Origin of the sequence: Enterobacter sp. 148H3 (assembly GCF_034107425.1) — a bacterium.
Classification (GTDB): Bacteria; Pseudomonadota; Gammaproteobacteria; order Enterobacterales; family Enterobacteriaceae; genus Enterobacter; species Enterobacter vonholyi.
In genome coordinates this window covers 95,730-112,862 of sequence record NZ_JAWNEI010000008.1, presented here as the reverse complement: position 1 = coordinate 112,862, position 17,133 = coordinate 95,730, and the positions used below count along the sequence as shown (strand labels likewise).

At 61.1% G+C, this 17,133-nt stretch carries 6 protein-coding genes; 4 read left to right on the top strand and 2 right to left on the bottom strand.

Translation table 11 applies throughout. The features are described from left to right. Nucleotides 1-3: 3 nt before the first annotated feature. On the bottom strand, nt 4-528 hold the full coding sequence (locus USH94_RS13425; protein WP_109845916.1) for a lipocalin family protein: 525 nt from the start codon (nt 526-528) through the stop codon (nt 4-6). A 117-nt stretch (nt 529-645) separates the two neighbouring features. Between USH94_RS13425 and USH94_RS13420 the strand changes: the two genes are divergently transcribed. From USH94_RS13420 to USH94_RS13405, 4 genes are all read left to right on the top strand, one after another. Next, nucleotides 646-1,371: a MerR family transcriptional regulator gene (locus USH94_RS13420; protein WP_111964278.1), complete on the top strand. Its 726-nt coding sequence runs from the start codon at nt 646-648 to the stop codon at nt 1,369-1,371. 99 nt (nt 1,372-1,470) lie between these two features. Next, complete coding sequence (gene uraH / locus USH94_RS13415) at nt 1,471-1,884, top strand: hydroxyisourate hydrolase (protein WP_111964277.1); 414 nt, start codon at nt 1,471-1,473, stop codon at nt 1,882-1,884. A 102-nt stretch (nt 1,885-1,986) separates the two neighbouring features. Then, nucleotides 1,987-2,946: a YbgA family protein gene (locus USH94_RS13410; protein ID WP_111964276.1), complete on the top strand. Its 960-nt coding sequence runs from the start codon at nt 1,987-1,989 to the stop codon at nt 2,944-2,946. Nucleotides 2,947-3,091: 145 nt separating this feature from the next. Beyond that, a complete protein-coding gene (locus tag USH94_RS13405; RefSeq protein ID WP_111964275.1) occupies nt 3,092-4,180 on the top strand; it encodes an AAA family ATPase in 1,089 nt (362 codons plus the stop codon). Nucleotides 4,181-4,797: 617 nt separating this feature from the next. Here the strand turns inward: USH94_RS13405 and USH94_RS13400 are convergent. Further along, nucleotides 4,798-17,127 (bottom strand): hemagglutinin repeat-containing protein, encoded by a 12,330-nt coding sequence (locus tag USH94_RS13400; RefSeq protein WP_111964272.1) that lies wholly within the window; start codon nt 17,125-17,127, stop codon nt 4,798-4,800. Between the last annotated feature and the right edge of the window lie 6 nt (nt 17,128-17,133).

Here is a 17,133-nt window from a genome sequence, read left to right as displayed (position 1 = left end):
GGGCTACTGCTTCACCCACACCAGCTGGTCAACCCGGAAGCCCAGACTGCGCGCGGTGTTCAGGTAATCCTGCTTCACCGCATCCGGGATGGTTGGCGTGCGCGACAGGATCCACAGGTAATCGCGGTTCGGGCCGCTCACCAGCGCGTACTGGTACTTATCGTCCAGCCTGATCACGTTATAGCCACCGTAGAACGGGCCGAAGAACGACACCTTCAGCGCGGCCGTGGTCGGCTCGCCGGTGAAGTACGCTTTGCCTTCGCTCTCATTCCACTTGTTCTTCACCGGATCGTAGCCCCGGTTAAGCACGCTGATGCCGCCGTCGCTGCGCTCGCCGTAGGTCGCCGTCACCTGCTCCAGCCCGCGTTCGAAGCGGTTTTCCAGACGGGCGACTTCGTACCATTTGCCGAGATAGCGGCTGGCTTCGAAATTGGTAATAGGCTGCACGCCTTTCGGCGGCGTGGGGGATTTACAGGCGACCAGCGTCAAAGCAATCGCAACACCGGTCACAACGGGCCATAGCTTCATGAGAATTCCTTTCATTTGCGCGGTTGGATGTTAAGTGTAGTGCACCGTTTCGGCGCTTCATCCCGTTCGGGAAAATTCGTAGTATATTGAGAGTATTCCTCCACTCTGGACACGGACATGGCTTACTCCATCGGCGAATTCGCCAGACTCAGCGGCATCACCGCCACCACCCTGCGGGCGTGGCAGCGTCGCTACGGTTTACTCAAGCCACAGCGCACGGAAGGCGGCCACCGCCAGTACAGCGATGAGGACGTCCAGCAGGCGCTCAAAATCCTCGACTGGGTAAAAAAAGGCGTCCCGATCGGCCAGGTCAAACCGCTGCTGGAACGCCCGACGCCCGGGCGGACCAACAACTGGCAAACCCTGCAGCAGAACATGCTGCAACGCCTGCAGGACGGCAAAGTTGAGTCTCTGCGCCAGATGATTTACGACGCCGGACGCGAGTACCCAAGGCCAGAGCTGGTCGCGAACGTGCTGCGCCCGCTGCGCAGCCAGGTCTCGGCCAACGTCGCCGCCGCCATGACCCTGCGCGCGATCCTCGACGGCATCATCATGGCCTACACCTCGTTTTGCCTCGAAGGCGATAAAAAAGCGCCGGGCGATAATATTCTGCTCAGCGGCTGGCACCTGAACGACCCGTGCGAGATCTGGCTCGAAGCCCTAACGCGCACCGGCCAGGGCCACCGCATCGACATCCTGCCGGTTCCGCCTGACGCGCTGGCACCGGAAATTTTCCCGGAGCGTAAATGGCTTCTGGTCACCAGCGGCAAGCTCACCGCCGCGCGGAAAAAGCAGGTGGAGCAGTGGCAGCAGCAGGTATCGCTTGAAGTAATTATCCTCTGATAATTTTCTCCTGCGGGAATCTTCACGAAAAGTTGAATATTTTCCCGCGCCGCAGATGCTAACGTTTTCCTGTGACGTATAACTCCACAGGAAAACACCATGAAAAAAACTGCCCCTCTGCTGATGCTGGCCGCGATGGCCTTTACCCCTGCCGCCTTTAGCGCCGCCCCGGCCGGCACCCTGAGCGTACACATCCTCGACCAGCAAACCGGCACGCCTCCACCGGGCGTCACCGTAACGCTGGAAAAGCAGCAGCAGGACAAATGGACCCCGATCGCCAGCGGTAAAACTGACCAGGACGGACGCATCAAATCACTCTATCCGCAGGACCAGGACATGCAGCCTGGCGTGTATAAAGTGACCTTCAAAACCGCAGAGTACTTCCACGGCAAAAAGCTGGACACCTTCTTCCCGGAGATCCCGGTGCTATTTACCGTGACACGCACCAACGAGAAGCTGCACATCCCGCTTCTGCTGAGCCAGTATGGTTACTCGACCTATAAGGGCAGCTAAGGCGCATTGATTCTAAAGGAATAAAAAAAATAGTTCCGCGAATACTTGGACAAATTAGTCATGTTGTGTAAGTTTTAATTATATGAACGGGAGGACCACACCATGACGACGAAACCAGTGCTGGGTATTAGCGGATGTTTGACCGGATCCGCCGTTCGCTTTGACGGCGGACACAAGCGTATGGGCTTCGTCATGGATGAGCTGGCCCAGTGGGTGAATTTCAGGCCCGTCTGCCCGGAGATGGCCATCGGCCTGCCGACACCTCGCCCGGCCATACGCCTGACGCTGACGGAAAGCGGCGAAACGCAGCTCCGTTTTAGCAAGCCGCCTCATGATGACCTCACGCAGAAAATGGCCGACTTTACGGCGGACTATCTGCCAAAAATCGGCGATCTGTCGGGATTTATCGTCTGTGCAAAATCCCCAAGCTGCGGCCTGGAACGCGTGCGGCTGTACGATGAAAACGGCAACCGGGGCCGCAAGGAGGGGGTCGGGCTGTTCACCGCTGCCCTCCTTGAAACCTGGCCGTGGCTGCCCGTGGAAGAGGATGGACGCCTGCACGATCCGGTGCTGCGGGAAAATTTCGTCGAACGTGTTTTTGCCCTGCACGAACTGAACACGCTGCGTAAAAATGGCCTCACGCGCCGCGCGCTGCTGGACTTCCACAGCCGTTACAAACTCCAGCTGCTGGCGCACCATCAGGCGGGTTACCGTGAAATCGGCCCGTTCGTTGCCTCGCTGCACGAGTGGGAAGACCTGGACGCCTTCTTCGTGGCGTACCGGGAAAAGCTGATGACCATCCTGAAAAAACCCGCCTCGCGGAAGAATCACACCAACGTGCTGATGCATATTCAGGGGTATTTTCGTAATCAGCTTAACACCCGCCAGCGCGGCGAGCTGCGCGACGTGATTCTGCACTATCGCAACGGACAGTTGCCAATCCTCGCCCCGATCACGCTGCTGAAGCACTACCTGGCCGAATACCCCGACCGGTATCTGATGACGCAAAACTACTTTGATCCCTATCCTGATGATTTGGGTCTGCGTCTGGCAGTCAAGTGATGAAAAAAATGCGAAGGCCCCATTGACCCATAGAGGCCCAAAGCAGTACCCCGTTTAGACGACATCCTCACTGTCGTCTCTTTTTTGCATTTCATCTCAAAGACTGTGATTATATACAGGCTTATTCTGCGAAAGGGGCCTGCCTGTGATCCACACCCTGCACATTCAAAACTACCGCTCCATCCGCGACATGTCGCTGGAGCTGGAGCAGCTCAACATCGTCTTCGGCCCGAACGGCACCGGGAAATCCAATATCTACAAGGCGATACATCTAATGCACAGCGCCGCTCAGGGGCAGTTTTCCCAGGCGCTGGCGAACGAGGGCGGCATTCTGAAGGTGTTCTGGGCAGGCAAAACCCGCAGCGACCAGCTGCGGCGGATGAACCTCGCGGTGGAAACAGAGACCTACGAATACGAGCTGCAGGTCGGGTTTGTGGAGAAGCTGCCCTATCCCTCGCAGTTTCAGCTCGACCCGGTGATCAAAGAGGAGTCCATCTGGCTGAGCGGCCAGCACCGTCGTCCTTCGTCACAGCTGATGAAGCGTAAGAACCAGGCGGTGTTTCTGAACAACGTGCATCACGAGAAGGTGACCCACAGCGGCACGCTGTACGAGAACGAATCGGTATTCGGACAGCTCGGCGAACCACACCTTTACCCGGAAGTGTCGCAGATGCGGGAGTCCCTGCGTAACTGGCGCTTTTATCATGAGTTTTCTGTATCAATCGGCTCGGCGATGCGCGCCCCGCAGGTCGGTTTCCGCTCCCCAGTGCTGGCCAGCGACGGCGCCAACCTGGCGGCCGCGTTTCAGACCATCGTCGAGATTGGTGACGAGCTGCTGCTGATGCGCATCCTCGATCAGGCCTTCCCCGGCTGCGTTTTTTACAGCGACAACACTGGCGGACGTTTTCGCATGATGATGCAGCGGGAGGGGCTGAGCAGACCGCTGGAACCGGCGGAGTTCTCCGACGGCACACTGCGCTTTCTGTGCCTGGCGGTGGCGCTGCTAAGCCCGCGCCCACCGGCGTTTATCGCGTTGAACGAACCGGAAAACAGCCTGCACCCGCAGATGCTGCCCGCCCTGGCGAGCTTAATCGCCGAGGCCAGCCGCTACTCGCAGATCTGGCTCACCAGCCACTCGCCGGAGCTGGCGAAGTTGATTGAGAAACAGCGATCGTTTTCGCTGTATCAGCTGTCGATGGTGGAGGGGGAGACGAAGGTGGAGAGGCTGGGGTAGTTTGTCGGTATACGGAGACTGTTTTTCCGCATCTTACTCATGCTAACTATCCTCGATAACAATTCTATCCGACGACGATTGCAGGTGAGCGGTTCATTTTTCTACTTTAATTGTCATCCACTTAAATTTTTGTAGTTGAGTTTTCCTGCACCTTAATTAGTTTGCCAGCAACATCACCTGCACACGTTATAATCCCGATAACAGTGGCGAGATAATCAAGCGCACTGTGTGCTTCTATAAAACGGCACAATTTTTTCTTATAAAACTCATTCGTTTTCTGCTTCGACACGCTCTTGCGCCATCTGCCGGGCCGTTTTGCAGTGAGATACTTCATCCAGCAAGTCGCTCAGTGAGCTATCCTCAGCGACTATTTTTCCGGCGATACTCATGCAATTTATTTTTTAACCATATCCCTACACCTAATATTAATCCTGTAACACTCCCTTTTATTAATGCGATATATAATGCCTTTTTCCATGAAAAAAGGAATTCACCATCGTTAAAATAAAAAATTGTTGACACTCCGAACTGGCATATGAAAAGAACAATAGTGACTAAAAATGTACAGTACACAACTAAGAAAAGTAGCCAAAAGATACCAACCTTACTGAAGACACTCATTGCTTCTTCTCCCGTTTGTCTAACTCATCTTTTACCACTTTCCCTGTAAATTCAGAAGCAGTAGAACCTGTAACTGCACCAATAACATCCTTTGTCACTTGGTCAGCTACTGGAGACAATGAATCAACAACTTTCCCTCCTAAACTACCAGCTAAACTTCCAAATCCAGTACTTATCACAGAGTTAGTCGGGTCTTCCCCTTTAATCGCACTGCCAATCGCAGCCCCCCCCATATTGATTGCCGCTGATACTTTCCAGCCTTTCCCCGTAGTTGCGGCAGATGCCACTCCCGCCATAATGGCATCAACGTAGCTGAATGGTTCATTTCCACTAAGTTGAAAACCAGTATTCACTGCTGTTCCTATCGCAGCATTAACAGCCATACCTTCTCTTATTGTAATTCCCAGCACGCTACTACCAAACATAAGAGGCGCATCACCAATACTGGCATTAGACTCATGGTAGCCCCAGGTATTTACAATGCTCTGGGCCTGATTCAAAACTCCATTGTCAGGATTACGTTCATAACCAGGATAAGCAAAAAGATTCTGCACCATCTCTTTAGCTCTATCTGCACCATAAATGTTCTGCATTTCAGCAGCATAGACTCTAACATAGGTACTTAATTCGGTTCGTTCAGATTCTGATAATGAAGAAGGATCGCGCCGAAACTTATCCATTAGCGCATCACTACGTTTATCAGCATTTTCCAGTTTAATCACGTCATTAGCCGCCGCCAGCGATCTATCCCCCTGCTTTATTTTCTCAATAGCTTTATCAAGCTTGTCCGAAGATATCGCACCAAGGAAATTATTCTCAACACTGTTCTTCCCGGCACTGGCACCAGCCGCCGCACCAGCCGTATTTCCTCCAGCAATCCCGCCTGCTATGCCCGCTGAAACAGATGCCAGCATACTCACGGTCTGCTTCTGCTCTTCCGTCAGTTTCGACGGGTCTGTGTCCGGATAGAACTGTTTGGCAATCGCTGTCGCAATCAGTTCACCGGATGCGGCCCCCACAGCGCCCGCTGCGGCACTGTTGCCCTGAAGGGCTGCGGTTACGCCGCCGAGGATGGCATGGGCAATCGCTTTTGCCGCCGTATCGTCATCAATGCCTGCATGATGGCCGATGATGTTCGCCAGCTCCGGTGCCGACGCGCCCGCCAGCGCCCCTCCGATATTGCCGCCCGCCAGTCCCTGCAGCGCTGCCGTGGCCGCCTGGATGCCGCGCTGCATGGCGCTGCCGGTTCCGTACGTCACCATCACGGCTTTGTATGCCTGGGTATCTCGCAGTTTCGCCAGATAATCCTGGCGCTGTTTCTCTGTCGCGTTTGCGGGGAGTGTTGCGCCGGTTTCTTTCTGTGCCGCCTTCAGCCCGTTCAGGTCACCCTGCGTCCTGGCAATATCCGCCACCTGGCTGCCAATTTCGCTGATCATTCCAACTGCGTTCAGGCGGTTCTGCTCTTTCTCCTTGTCGAAGATCGGGCTGATGCTGTCGTTGGCATGTTCGGTGTCGCGACTCAGATCGGCTACGTCCTGCTTCTGGTTTGCCTTGTCGCGGATGGTGAGGGAGCCTTCTGCTAAGGCGGCCTGCGTGGTGCCTTCCTTATGGCCTTTATTACCCGCAGCGGAAATCATGCCCCCCGGCAGGTTGCCCTGGAATTTATCCCCGAAGCTGCCGCCGCCGCTCAGGCTGATACCGGAGTGCGAGGTTTTAAAGTCCGCTTCGTTGTGGATATCGCTGAAGCCCAGCGTCCCGGTGTCGAGGCTGTTTTTATCCGGCGTGGCGGTAGAGGCGATAACCGCGCCATCAAGCTGGGTGTGATGCCCGACGGTGATGTCGAAGCCGCCGTCCCCGGCATACAGCCCGGTTTGTTCGGCCACCGAATCAAAGCGGCTCTTCATCTTGTCCTGGCTGGCGTTGATATAGCCTGAACCGGACATGGTGCCGAAGGTGAAGCTGCCCCCCGCCGCAACGCTGGTCTGCTTGCTGTCGTAGTCGCTGTTGTCCTGCTGGCTGCGCATCAGCAGATCGTGACCAACATCTGCCACGATTTTATCGCCGTTAACCTGGGCCCCGTTGAGCACGGTGTCGTGCCCGCTTTTAAGGGTGACGGTTTTGCCGCTGTCGATGGTGGTTTCGGTCCAGTCGGTACCGTTGCCTTTATCCTTGCCGTGCGCGGCGTTGACGTTGGCAAACACGCTGATACCCGCGCCGCTGCCTCCGGCACCGATGCTCACGCCAATACCGCCACCGCTGCTGCTGTTCTTGCCGCTGGTTTTTTGGGTATTCGCCGCGCCGGACAGCAGAATGTCGTTCTGCGCATCCAGCGTGGTGTCGCCCCCGGCTTTCAGCTGGCTGCCCGCAATCACGATGTCGCCGCTGTTCGCGCCTTTGTTTTTACCGTTCGCGGTGATGGAGAGATTGTTGCCTGCGTTCAGCGTGCTGCCTGCCACCGCATCACTCTCAGCATGCTGCTGTGATTTCGACTTCTGGGTCGTCAGCGAGAGGCTCACACCCATTGCGTTCGGATCGCCGGTGGTTGCCGCCATATCCGCTGCCTGCCCGGCCTGCACGCCGGATAGCACCGTTTTGGTGGCCTGAAGGGCTTTCAGACGGCCATCACTTTGCTCTTTGGTCTCCTGCGCCGCGCTCACGGCATTGTTAATAGCGCTACCGACGGTGCCGGAGAGCGCCACGGTGAGCCCGCTTTTCTTCTGCTCGAAGGTTTCATCCCGGGTGCGCTTGTCGTGCCCCGGCTCGATGATGACGCTGTCGCCGCTGAGGCTTAAATCCTTCCCGGCGATAAGATCCGCACCGCCGATATGGGCCTGGTTTCCGGCAGAAATCGCGACGTTACCTCCCGTCGAACCCACCGTACTGAAGCTCTGACTCTGGGTAGTGCCCTTCTCACGGAGATCGTGCGTGCTTTTGCTGCTGCCGATGGTGAAGCCAATCCCGCCCGAGCCCATCAGGCCGGATTTTTTCTCTTCCTTAAAGCGCCAGGAGGTATCGCTGTTCGTGGCCGCCACGATATCGACGTTGTTGCCCGCCTTCAGCTTCACGTCGCCATCGCCCGCGACGGCGGAGCCTGACACTAACAGGTTATTGCCCGCAACCACCTGCACGTTGTCGCCGCTCAGCAATGAGCCGGATTCACGCGTCGCGCTGTTCTCCTCGATGGTGTGGGTGCTTTTCTTGCTCAGGAACCCTTTTTTGGTTTTGGTCTGCTCTTTGTAGTGATAGTCGCTTTCGGTTGCGGTATTGAGATTGACGTCGCGGCCTGCCGCCACGCCGATATCGCCCTTCGCCGTCACCTGCGCGGCTTCGGTGGTGACATCGCGCCCGGCGAGGATTTGGGTATTCGCCCCGCTGGCGATCTCGGTTCCCTGCTGACGCACCGATTCGTTGATGACGGTTTTCTTGCCTGACCTATAGCTGTCGCCCTGCGTGGTCTCTTCTGCAGCCAGATTCACGTCGCGACCCGCCTGCAGTCCGACGCTTTTCTCCGCCGCCAGCGCGGCGGCCTGGGCGTTGATATCCTGTCCGGCCTTCAGGACCAGGTTATCGCCTGCGGAAATCGTGGTGCGGTCAAGCCCGGTGCTGTGGGACTCGCTTTTCCCTTTCCGGCTGCTTTCGCTGGTTTGCTCTGCGTTCAGGTTCAGGTCGTTGCCCGCGCTCAGCCCCGCGCTGCCGCCCGCCTTCAGGTCGCTGGCGGTCACGTCAAGGTTGTGCCCGGCATTCACCAGCAGGTTACCGCCCGCGGTGACGTTACTGCCCTGATACGTGACGGACGAACGGCTGGTTTTCGCCCGGCTTGAGCTGAATGCGTCGTTGATCTGATTCGCGTTGACGGCAATATCGCCCCACGCGTTCAGCAGCATATCGCCGCCGGAGGCCAGGTTCGCGCCGGTGACGGTGATGTTTTTCCCCGCCTCAAGGGACAGACCATCCTGTGCGGTAATGGACGCCGTGTTGCCCAGCAGGGTGTCTTTCAGGCCGATGTTGCCGTACTTCCCGCCGGCGTTGATATCAATCTGCTCAACCTGGGTCAGGTTATTGATGCTGCCGTCCAGGCTTTCCAGCGCGACCGTTTTGCCGCTGATGGTGGAGCTGATGTTATTGATATCGCCGATGGCGCTCAGGTTCAGGTCGCCGCCCGCTTTCATCAGGCCGTTGCTGAGGTTGCTGATGCTGTTCTGGCTGTCGAGCGTCAGGCTGTTTTGCGCCAGCAGCGTGCTGCCGCCGTTGGTGATGCTGCCGCCCTTCAGGGTGACGTTGTTGCCCGCGATCACGCTGCCGTTGTTGACGGTGACGTCCTTCGGCGACAGGTAGAGTTTCGGTACCATCACCGTTTCGCCGTTGATAGTGGCTTTCTCCCACCACAGCAGGCTGTGGTCGAGCGCGGCAATCTGATCGGCGGTCAGCGAGACGCCAAACTGCAGGCCCAGCGACTGCTGCGCCGCCGCGGCGTTGTCCATCAGATAGCGCATCTGATCCAGATCGGAGCCGATGCCGTTCAGGTAACGGTTACCGGTCTGGTTGAGCACCACGTTGGAAACGTAGCGGGTATCGAACGCCGCATCGCCGAGGAAGCGGTAATCGTAGTCCGGGTTCAGGTTGAGGCGGCCCAGCATGTAGGACGAGCCGAGGAATTGCTTCTCGTCCGTAAACGCCAGCCGCGTCTCCTGCGGCGCCGTGGACGACGGTTTGATCCCGAGCATTGCGTTCAGGTCGGCAAACAGGGCGGGATCAAGCTGTCCGAGACCGTTCAGTTTCGGGTTGATGCCGATCAGGTACGGGCTTTTCGGGTTGTCGGAGAAGACAAAATAGCCGTTGTTGCCCGACGGCAGCGGGTAAGCGCTGGTATCGACGCGCTGGCCCTGATAATGCCCGACGGCTCCGCCCTGAGCGGTTCGGAGATCGGCGGTGGTGACCCCGGCGTTCGCCAGCGCGCCCAGCTGGCCGAGGTTCGCGTTGCCTTTCTGCGTCGTGGCAATGTTGCTGAGAGGCGTGCCGGACGCGCCGCCGTTTTCCAGCGCGCCGCCGCCGTTAAGCTGCTGCAGCGCACCCTGGAGCCGATCGTTCCACTGCGGCGAGTTCACCGCCACGGTGCCGGTAGCGTTCAGCCCCTGTTTTTGCACGCCGCTGCCGACACTCTGATTGCTGAGGGCGTTCAGCGACGGCGTGGAGATGACGTTGCTGACGCCGCCCGCGTTCGCAGTGGTACTGGTGTTGCTGATGTTACTGGTGAAGTTTGCGGTGACGTTGCCGCCCGCCTGGATGACGGCGCGTAAGGTTTCGCCCTCCACAGATTCAGTCGTCAGACCTTGTAACTCATAAATAAAGGTCGAGTTAGCTTTTGGTCCAGGATATCCCGATTCCGAAGATGAACCCCCAGTAGAACTGAGATACTTATAATTATAAAAAGTCCCCGTTGTTCCCGATTGATAGCTCTCATTGTTCAGCTGCGAGCCTGAAAGAGATGCGTTACGTTCACTCAGTATTTGACTTGATTTATTTTCCAGAGTACCAGCATTGATAACCAAATCGCGCCCGGAAGCGATGCGCCCCGCGCCACCGCTCGCACTTACATCAAGATGTACCACTGAGCCAGCAAAGCGCATTTGGCTGCTCTCTGCGGTAGGAACAAAAGATGAACTGTAAATATCGTACTCAATTGCACAAGTACAGTTGCGATATCCTTTGGTTTTCGTATTGCTGATTCTGTAAGACGTTGAAGGGAGACTCAGGACAAGCAGTTCAATCGTTGCATCACCGACGTTTTCAGCCAGTTGTGAAGTCTCCGTCCAGCTATTTACCGAAAGTCCATCACGGGTATTCAGCAAATGCCCCGTTCTGATCGCAATATCCCCATTCTGCGTCTCAATATTCCCCGACGTGTTCACCACCTGGCTGTTCGCGTTCCCCGCCGCATCCCGCTGCATCCACAGGTTATTCCCCGCCATGATGTCGCCGCGCTGGTTGGTGATGCTGTCGGCAAACAGCGCCAGGTTATTCGCCGCGTACAGCAGCGCGGTGTTGACGATGGACCCCGGCGCGCTCAGGGTCAGCGAGCCGCGCGTGCCGGTGAAGCCGTCCACGGTAATATTGCTCCGGCTGGCCACGGTGATATCGCCGCCGCCCTGCACCGAGCCCGCGGCGTTCAGCGCCACGCTGCTGCCGGAGAGCGTGCTCGCGCCGCCGCCGGTGGTGATTTGTCCGCTGTTGCTGAGCTGCCCGCCCGCGTTCAGGCTGACCGCCTGCCCCTGCAGCACGCTGCGGTTATCGATGTCGCCGCCGCTGCTGATGGTCAGGGTTCGGCCTGCCGCCACGGCGGTCCGGCTGGTAAACGCGTTCGTCAGCTGCAGCGTTAAGTCCCCCAGGGAGACCAGCTGGCCGGTCAGGTCCAGCCCCCGGCTCTGCAGCCACAGGTTGCCGCCGCTCAGCAGCCTGCCGCCCGCGCTCTGGGTTACCTGGTCGGCATTAATGTTCAGCTGCGCGTTGCCGAGCAGCGTGCCGCTGTTGTTCAGCTGGCTGTAGTTAACCGTCAGCTGTCCTGCCTGGGTAGTGCCCTGGCTGGCGAAATTGGTGCCGGTCAGGGTGGCGCGATCGGCCACCCACGTGCCGCCGTTGGTAGCGTTTGCCGCATTCAGGATCAGGTCGGTGGCCTGCAGCCAGCCGGTGCCGGTGAACTGCGGCGTGCCGAGCGTCAGGCGCGCGCCGGAAAGAAGCCTGCCGTCGTTACGCGCCTGCGAGGAGGCGGTCACGCGCGTCTCGCCGCCGCCCTGGATAAGGCCGTAATTAAACAGCGCGGGCGTGGTCAGCGTCAGCGCATCGCGGCTGACGATTTCGCCTCCGCTGCTGTTGGTCAGCGTCCCGCTGAGGGCCAGCGTCGCGCCGTTATCGCCCTGCAGACGTCCGTTGTTGGTGAGCGCCCCTGTGGTGATGCCGAGCGTGCTCCCCTGCATTTTGCCCTCGCTGGTGACGGAGGCCGCCGTGACGTTCAGCGCCCCGCCGGAGAGCAGGGTGCCGGTCGACTGCTGGCTGACCGCGCCGGTCTGGCTGAGGGTCAGGCCATTCACGCCGCTGATGGCGCCGCTGTTGCTGAGCGTGCCGCCCGTCAGCGTCAGGTTTTTCGCCGCCCACTGCCCCTGGTTCGCCAGCGTGGCGGCCTGCAGCGTGGCCGCACCCAGCGCGGTGATCTTACTGCCCGCGGTTCCGGTGAGCGTGTCGGCCAGCGTCATCTGCAGCCCGTCGGCGCTCTGCACCGTGCCGCTGTTGCTGAGCGACTGCGCGTTAAGCAGGATGTTCTGCGCCTGCCAGCTCCCGGCGTTGGTCACCGCGCCGGATGCAATGGTCAGCGCGCCCTGAGTGAGAAGCCTGCCGCCTGCGCCGTTAATCAGCGCCTGCTGCGGCACGGCCATCGCCATGCGCGCCATCAGCCGCTGCTCCCCCTGAACGGTCAGGCTCTGCAGGCCGGTCAGCGTGCCCTGGTTGTTAATGCTGTTCTGATGCAGCGCGAGGGTGTTCCCCTGCACGGTGCCGCTGTTTTTAAGGGTGCTGCCGCCGAGCGTCACATCGCCCTCGCTGAGGAGCTGCCCGCGGTTATCCAGCGTCTGTGCGGTGATATCCGCCCGCCCCTGGCTCATCAGCGAGCCGGCTGAGGTCAGCGTGCCGCCGGTCGTGGCCGTCAGCGCTCCCTGGCTGAGCAGGGACCCGCCGTGCGTCCAGTCGCCGGTGGCGCGGATGTCCGCGCCGTTCCCCTGCAGCGTGCCCTGGGTGGTCAGCTGGCCTGCATCCAGCGTCAGCATGCCGCCGGAGAGGATGCGCGAGGTCGCGCCCGTGGTCAGCGCGGTGCCGGTGAGCGCCAGGCCGTTCGTTCCCTGCATCAGCCCGCCGTTGTTCATATCGCGGGCGGTGAGGGAGAGCGTACCGCCCGTGATGCGCCCCGGGTTCGCCAGGGTGTCCGCGGTGAAGGCGGTGGTGCCGCCACTCTGCAGCAGCCCGGTATTGGTTAACGCCCCTCCGAGCGTGCCGCTGAGTCCCGTCTGCCCGTTCACCGTGCCGCTGTTGGTGAGGGTGGTGCCGGTCATGCCCAGCGTCGCGCCCTGCAGCGTACCGGCGTTCGTCAGCTCTCCGCCCGTCAGCGTGAAGCCGCCGCCGGAGAGCCATTTGCCGTTCTGCTCGTTGATAAAGCGGTCAGCGGCGGCGTTAACCGCGCTGCTGCCCTGCATCAGGCCACTGTTGCACAGCTCCGTCGCGCCAGCTGTCAGCGTTTTGCCCGCCACCGTGCCGCTGCTGGTCAGCGTCGTCGCGTGAAGCGCGGCATCTCCGGTGGCAACGATGTTCCCCGTGCTGGTCAGGGCACTGCTCAGGCCCAAATCCAGGTCCTGCGCCTGAATATCGCCCCGGTTGGTCAGGTCGCTGCCCCGCAGGGTAAACCCACCGTTCACCAGCAGCAGGCCGGCGTTATCGAGCGTGTCGAGGGACAGGTCCAGCGAACTGCCGCTAATCAGCTGCCCGGTGGCGCCGTTGCTCAGCGCGCGGGTGGTCAGCGCCAGCGTGTCGTTGCCCTGCAGCATGCCGGTGTTGGTCAGCTGCGCGGCGTTCACCGTCAGCGCCTTCCCGGCCAGCTGGCCGTCGTTGAACAGCTGCGCCGCCGTCAGCGTGAACAGGTTCTGGCTGAGCAGGGCGCCGGTGTTATCCAGCCTGCCGGTCGCGGAAAGCGTCAGGGCGTCCAGCGCCTGAACGCTGCCCTGGTTATTCAGGCTTGCTGCGTCAAGCGTCGCGCGGCGCCCCTGCAGGCTGCCCGCGTTGCTCAGCGTTTGTCCGCTGAGCGTCAGGGTCTCGCCGCCCGTCACCTGGCCCTGAGGCTGGTTCGTGAAGGTGTTCCCGGACCAGGCCAGCGTGCTGCTGCCCTGAAGCAGGCCGCTGTTCTGCAGGTCGCCCCGCAGGGTCAGCACTTTCGCCAGCAGCTGGCCCCGGTTATCGGTCCTGCCGGCCTGGACGTCCAGCGCCTGCTGGCTGAGCACCTTGCCGCTGTTGGTCAGCGTGCCGGTCACCGCCGCCGTCACGCCCGCTTCCCCCAGCGCGTTGCCGGTGTTCATCCACTCGCCGGTGGCCAGGTTCAGGGTGTTGCCCTGCAGCAGCCCGGCGTTGGTCAGAGTAGTGTGGCGCAGGCCGAGCGCGCCGCCGGAGAGCAGCATGCCCGCCTGCAGGTTGCTGAGCTGTGCCCCGGTCGCCGTCAGGGAACGGGTCCCCTGCAGCGTGCCGCCGTTGGTCACCGACGCGCTGTTAAACTGCGCGTCGGTACCGGCCATCAGGCCGCCGTTCGTCAGGCTGGCGGTAGTCAGCGTCAGGCCGTCCCGGGCAATCACCCGCCCGTCGGCATCGTTGCTGGCCTGGCGGGTCAGGCTCAGCAGCAGCGCGGTGGCGCTGAGCTCGCCGCTGTTGGCCAGCGTTTCACCGTTAAGCGTGAGCGTTCCGCCGCTGCGCAGCGCACCCCGGTTAGTGAGGTCTGCCACGCCGAGCGTCAGGGCCGCGTCCCCCCCGACGGTGCCCTGGTTCTGCAGGCTGTCCGCCGTGATGTGCAGGTCGCCGGCCGCAATATTGCCCGCGTTAGTAAATGCAGTGCCGTTCAGGGTGAGCCGGTCGTCCGCCAGCAGGCGCCCGCTGTTGGTCAGGCTGAGGTAGTCGCTGCTCAGGCTGACGCCGTTGATTTCACCCTGGTTTGTCAGCGTGTCGCCTTTAATGCGCAGCGTGCCGTCGGTGGTGATAAGCCCGCTGTTGGCCAGCGCCGGAACGTTCAGCGTTAAATCCTGCGCGCTGTAGACCGACCCGCCGGCGAGGTTCGTGAGCGACCCGGTCTTCAGGTCGAGCAGGGTGGTCCCCTGCAGCAGCCCGCCGTTCTCCACCGAGGCACCGTCCAGCGCCAGCGTACCGGCAACCAGCGTACCGCTGCTGGTGATGCGCCCGGGGGCCGTCAGGGTCATGCGGTCCGCTTTTGCGACGCCGGACTGGAGGATGTTCTGTCCACTGAGCGCGATGGCGCTGGCGGTGAGCTCGCCGCCGCTGGTCAGGTCGCCGGTCGCGTTAAAACTCAGCGCGTTACCGGTGGATTTCCCGGCGTGCGCAAGGGTGCCCGCCGTCACCGACAGAGCCCCTTTCGCCGCCTGCGTGCCGTTCAGCGAGGCATTCTTCGCCTGCAGGGTAAGCCCCTGCCCGCTCTGCAGGTGCGCATCCTGGCCGGTGGTCAGGTCGCCGGTGCTGACGGTTAATGCCCCCGCCGCGTCCGTCTGCCCGTTCAGGCTGGCGCTGCGGGTCGCGGTAATCTGTACGTTACCCTGGCTGGTGGTGCGGGACGCCTGACCGCTGGTCAGGGTGCCGGCCTGCGCCGTCAGCGCCGTCGCGCCGGACAGGGTGCCGTTCTGCTCAAGCGCGTCTGCCGTCACGCGCATCGCCCCGTCAGCCAGCAGGCTGCCGCTGTTACGCAGGGTCTGCTGCGCCGTGACGTTCGCGTTGCCTTTCGCGCTGAGCGTGCCCCGCTGCTCCAGGGTACCGGCGCTCAGCGCCAGGTTGCCGGCGCTCTGCAGGGTACCGCTGTTAGTGACCGTCTGCCCCTTCAGGGTGACGTCGTTACCCTGCGCCGTGCCGCCGTTCGTCAGCTCTCCCGCGTTCACGTCAAGGCGGCCTTTCGCCGCCAGCTGGCCGCTGCTGGACACCCTGTCGCCGGAGAGCGCAATGTCGCGCCCCGCATTCACCTGCCCCTGGTTACTGACGGCGCTGCCCGTCAGGCGAACATCGCCCGCGGCATCGGCCCGGCTCTGGCCGTCCAGGACTATTTGCCCGCCGCTCAGGGCCAGATTCTCTCCTGCCGAGACCGCGCTGGCCGCGGAGGACAGCGTGCCGCCGCTGCTGAGCGTCGCGCGGGTATTGCTTCCGCTGCGGGTATTCGTCAGGGTGATATCTTTCCCGGCCGCCACGCTGAGCGCGCCTTTGCTGGTGACGCTGCCGCCGCGCTGCGTCAGGCTGCCGCCGGTGGACAGCGTGGTGTCGGCCTGACCCGTCAGCGTCGCATCCGCAAGCGCCATTCCCTGTTTGCTCGTGACGGTCAGCGCCCCGCCCTGTGCCGACACGCCGCCGCCGTTGACGGTCAGGGTGTCTTTACTGTCCAGCGTCGCAGCGCCGCGGGAAACCAGGGAGGTATTGCTGAGCGTCATCCCCTGCCCGCTGCTCACCGACAGCGCGCCCGCGCTGTTTGTCCCGCCACCCGTCGTCTGCACTTTCCCCGCAGCGGAAAGGCGCATATCGCCCTGGCTGGCGAGCGTGCTGTTATTGAGTTTCACATCCTGCGAGCTGGTTACATTCACCGCGCCACCGGCCTGATGGCTGCCGCTGAGGGCCACCCCCGCGCCATTCGCGGTAATCGAGCCGCTGGCCAGGCTGTTCGTGACCGTCAGTTTCCCGCCCGCGTCCAGCTGAATGTCGCCCTGGCGCGCGGTGAGGTTGCCGAGGTTCACCCCCACGCCCGTCTCGCTGGAGACCAGGCGAATACGGTTCGCATACATCCCGCCGAGCGCGCCGGTATCCACGGCCACCACGGGCGCGGCGCCCTCACCGGCAACCGGCCTGACGCTGCCGTCTGCGCCCACGCGGTTCGCCCCTGCCGTCACCGTCAGGTCGTTCGCGTGTATCGCGGCGTTCACTTCCGTCGCGCGCGCAATAATCGACAGCGCGTCGCTTTTACTGGCATCCAGCCCCTGCCCTTCAACCGTGATGGCCCCTTTCGTCACCTCCAGCGCCTGCAGGTTACCGCTGGCGTCGAACTGCGGTTTCCCCGTGGTCAGGGTGACGTTCGGGGTGTTGATAAATCCGCACCCGTTACAGGTAATGCCGTACGGGTTGGCCACCATGACGTTTGCTGCTTTACCGGCAACTTCCGTGTAGCCCTGCAGCTGCGAGCGGCTGGCACCCGTGACTTCGTTGATAATGCCTTTCGCTTCCCGCCCGGCCTGCAGGTTGGGGTTGTTCTGGATAAGCCCGCCCAGCTGGGTCCGGGTTAAACGGTCCGTGCCGTTGTTGAGGATAAGCCCCTCTTTGCCGACGTTATACTCACCGAACTGGTTATGCGAGATACCCGCCCCGTTGGGCGTGGCGATGTTGACGACCGGCACCCCGTTCCCCGCCCGATCGACCGTGGCCTGTCCGGCCGGCGTGAGCGCCGCCGCGACAGCAGGCGCCATCGGCTGCCAGACCATCAGGCCGCAGACAATCCAGCTGATCAGACGCTGCGAGAAACGAACGGGTGGGTGACGGGTATCCATAGTCGT

Bases quoted from the DNA above. Each gene is read 5' to 3' on its own strand.
- USH94_RS13425 (WP_109845916.1), bottom strand. From the start codon at position 528: ATGAAGCTATGGCCCGTTGTGACCGGTGTTGCGATTGCTTTGACGCTG.
- USH94_RS13420 (WP_111964278.1), top strand. From the start codon at position 646: ATGGCTTACTCCATCGGCGAATTCGCCAGACTCAGCGGCATCACCGCC.
- uraH (WP_111964277.1), top strand. From the start codon at position 1,471: ATGAAAAAAACTGCCCCTCTGCTGATGCTGGCCGCGATGGCCTTTACC.
- USH94_RS13410 (WP_111964276.1), top strand. From the start codon at position 1,987: ATGACGACGAAACCAGTGCTGGGTATTAGCGGATGTTTGACCGGATCC.
- USH94_RS13400 (WP_111964272.1), bottom strand. From the start codon at position 17,127: ATGGATACCCGTCACCCACCCGTTCGTTTCTCGCAGCGTCTGATCAGC.